General features: G+C 69.2%; 3 protein-coding genes. All 3 read left to right on the top strand.

The features are described 5' to 3' along the window. Positions 1-1,140: chromosomal replication initiator protein DnaA (gene dnaA / locus IE330_RS38075; RefSeq protein WP_190140756.1), on the top strand; the 1,140-nt coding region annotated here is incomplete at its 5' end. Between the two features lie 1,045 nt (positions 1,141-2,185). Then, positions 2,186-3,316: a DNA polymerase III subunit beta gene (dnaN, locus tag IE330_RS38070; RefSeq protein ID WP_190140755.1), complete on the top strand. Its 1,131-nt coding sequence runs from the start codon at positions 2,186-2,188 to the stop codon at positions 3,314-3,316. A gap of 133 nt (positions 3,317-3,449) precedes the next feature. Beyond that, positions 3,450-3,763: NAD(P)-binding domain-containing protein (locus tag IE330_RS38065; RefSeq protein ID WP_229926227.1), on the top strand; the 314-nt coding region annotated here is incomplete at its 3' end.

Raw genomic sequence — 3,763 nt, 5'->3', positions numbered from 1 at the left:
GGCCCCGGTGCCCCCGTCGGCCACGGCGGCACCCCCCTGCCCGCGTCGAGCGGCGCCCCGGGCCCGCTGGCCGCGCAGCCCGCGCCGGCGACCGGCCCCGGTGAGCCCACCGCGCGCCTGAACCCGAAGTACCTCTTCGACACCTTCGTGATCGGGGCGTCGAACCGCTTCGCGCACGCGGCCGCGGTCGCCGTCGCCGAGGCGCCCGCGAAGGCGTACAACCCCTTGTTCATCTACGGGGAGTCGGGGCTCGGCAAGACGCACCTGCTGCACGCCATCGGGCACTACGCGCGCAGCCTGTACCCCGGCACGCGGGTGCGGTACGTGAGCTCGGAGGAGTTCACCAACGAGTTCATCAACTCCATCCGCGACGGCAAGGGCGACAGCTTCCGCAAGCGGTACCGCGAGATGGACATCCTGCTGGTCGACGACATCCAGTTCCTGGCGGACAAGGAGTCGACGCAGGAGGAGTTCTTCCACACCTTCAACACGCTCCACAACGCGAACAAGCAGATCGTCCTCTCCAGCGACCGGCCGCCGAAGCAGCTCGTGACGCTGGAGGACCGGCTGCGCAACCGGTTCGAGTGGGGCCTGATCACCGACGTCCAGCCGCCCGAGCTGGAGACGCGCATCGCGATCCTGCGCAAGAAGGCGGTCCAGGAGCAGCTCAACGCCCCGCCGGAGGTCCTGGAGTTCATCGCCTCGCGCATCTCGCGGAACATCCGCGAGCTGGAGGGCGCGCTGATCCGCGTGACGGCGTTCGCGTCGCTCAATCGACAGCCTGTGGACCTGGGTCTCACCGAGATCGTCCTCAAGGACCTGATCCCCGGTGGCGAGGACGCCGCTCCGGAGATCACCGCGACGGCCATCATGGCGTCGACCGCCGACTACTTCGGGCTGACGGTGGACGACCTGTGCGGATCCTCGCGCAGCCGGGTGCTGGTGACGGCCCGGCAGATCGCCATGTACCTGTGCCGCGAGCTCACCGATCTGTCGCTGCCCAAGATCGGCGCGCAGTTCGGCGGCCGCGACCACACGACCGTCATGCACGCCGATCGCAAGATCCGCGCGCTGATGGCCGAGCGCCGGTCCATCTACAACCAGGTCACCGAACTCACCAACCGCATCAAGAACGGCTGACAGCCACGGCGGTACGCCGTCGCACGCCGCCGCACGTCATCCGCCTGAGGGCGCCCCGGAGCACGCCTCCCGGGCGCCCTCACGCGTCACCGGAGGCCCGGCCCGGCCGGTGCGACAGACAGCGACCCTCCGGGCCGGCCCGCGGCCCTCGCCAGTCGGCCCTCGGAACGCCCCTCAGGCGTTCCTCAGGCATCCCGAGGCGCTCCCCGGACGCCTCTCAGACGCTCCTCAGGCACTCCACGAGCAGCTTCAAACGCCCCACACACAGCCTCAGACGGCCCGCACGCGCCTCCAACGACCCTCCCGGCGCCCGCGATCCGCGACCCGTTCGTCATCTTCTGTTCGATTCATGGGCACCTCGTCGGGGTTCTCCACAGATCTGCGGCCTTTTCACCGTCCACACCCTGGGGAGTACGAAGTTGTCCCAACGGTGTCCACAGGGGACCCTGCTGATACGTCATCAGAGCAGGTCATGTGGTTGTGGATTCGTGGACGACGACTCTCCACAGCCTGTGGATGAAATTCTTGTCCACAGGCGGTGGACAGAGTTGTCCACCGGCGGCCCACAGGCAGGGCCCGGTTGTACACAGCTTCTCCCCAGCCCTGTCCACTGTTCGGCAAGGCGACGCGCCCCCTCACCGGGGCGAGTGAAAGGCATCACACAAAGGTGCCGGGTTGGCCTGTGGGGAAGCTGGGTAAAGCTGGGGACAGGGCTGGGGAGAAGTACCCCTCTCCTGTGCATCGGGTGTGCAGAACTTTCGCCCGTCCACAGAACCCCGGAGTTGTCCACGGCCTCCGCCCACAGGGTCGGTGGACAAAAAACCTGGAGTGACCTGCGCCTTCGCGGTTATCCACGGTTTCCACAGGCCCTACTACTACTCCCGACTAGAGAGAGCCAGGTTTCCGCTTTGAAGCGGGGGCTGTGCACAACTCGCCGCTCGGGCCGCCACGACCTCTCGGCACGACTTGACCCCGACGGGCACAAGCTGTCAGTGCGGTGCGTCAGACTGGTCCCCAGTGCCAGCAACAGCAGGAGGGCGGCTAAGTGAAGATCCGGGTGGAACGCGACGTACTCGCGGAGGCGGTGGCGTGGGCGGCACGCAGCCTCCCGGCTCGGCCGCCAGCGCCCGTCCTCGCGGGCCTGCTGCTGAAGGCCGAGGAGGGCGCCCTCTCCCTGTCGAGCTTCGACTACGAGGTCTCGGCGCGGGTCTCCGTGGACGCGGAGGTCGACGAGGAGGGCACGGTGCTCGTCTCCGGCCGCCTGCTCGCCGACATCTGCCGCGCCCTGCCCAACCGCCCGGTGGAGATCTCCACAGACGGTGTACGGGCGACGGTGGTCTGCGGCTCCTCCCGCTTCACCCTCCACACCCTGCCTGTGGAGGAGTACCCGGCGCTGCCGCAGATGCCGACCGCCACCGGCACCGTCCCCGGTGAGGTCTTCGCCTCGGCCGCCGCCCAGGTCGCCATCGCCGCGGGCCGCGACGACACGCTGCCCGTCCTCACCGGTGTGCGCATCGAGATCGAGGGCGACACGGTCACGCTGGCCTCCACCGACCGCTACCGCTTCGCGGTCCGCGAGTTCCTGTGGAAGCCGGAGAACCCGGACGCCTCCGCCGTCGCCCTGGTGCCCGCCAAGACGCTCCTGGACACCGCCAAGGCCCTCACGAGCGGCGACACGGTCACGCTCGCCCTGTCCGGCTCCGGCGCGGGCGAGGGCCTCATCGGCTTCGAGGGCGCGGGCCGCCGCACGACCACGCGGCTCCTCGAAGGCGACCTGCCGAAGTACCGCACGCTGTTCCCGACGGAGTTCAACTCCATCGCGGTCATCGAGACCGCCCCCTTCGTGGAGGCCGTCAAGCGCGTGGCGCTCGTCGCCGAGCGGAACACCCCGGTGCGGCTGAGCTTCGAGCAGGGCGTGCTCATCCTGGAGGCCGGCTCCAGCGACGACGCACAGGCTGTGGAAAGGGTCGACGCCCAGCTCGAGGGCGACGACATCTCGATCGCCTTCAACCCGACGTTCCTGCTCGACGGCCTCAGCGCCATCGACTCGCCGGTGGCCCAGCTCTCGTTCACGACGTCGACGAAGCCCGCGCTCCTCAGCGGCAGGCCGGCCGTCGACGCCGAGGCGGACGAGGCGTACAAGTACCTGATCATGCCCGTACGTCTGAGCGGCTGAGCCCACAGGTGTGTGGCCGCGTCCGGGCGTAGGCTCGGACGCGGGTACGAACGTGCCGCGGGTACGCGAGCCGTCCGGGTTCCGGGCGGCGGCCCCGTCCCCTCACGCCACATCGCTAGTTAGGAACGCACTGATGGAGCTCGGTCTCGTCGGTCTCGGCAAGATGGGCGGCAACATGCGCGAGCGCATCCGCCGCGCAGGCCACACCGTCATCGGATACGACCGCAACCCGGACCTCGCGGATGTCGACAGCCTCGAAGAGCTGGTGAGCAAGCTCAAGGGTCCGCGCGTCGTGTGGGTGATGGTTCCGGCCGGACCCGCGACCCAGTCCACGATCGACGAGCTGAAGGAGCTGCTCTCCGAGGGCGACGTCGTCGTCGACGGCGGGAACTCGCGCTGGACCGACGACGAGAAGCACGCCGCCGAGCTCGCCGAGCGCGGCATCGG

This window comes from Streptomyces longispororuber (assembly GCF_014656095.1).
In the GTDB taxonomy this organism is placed as follows: domain Bacteria; phylum Actinomycetota; class Actinomycetes; order Streptomycetales; family Streptomycetaceae; genus Streptomyces; species Streptomyces longispororuber.
Note: the sequence above shows the minus strand (reverse complement) of the source record. Positions and strands in the feature narration are given on the sequence as shown.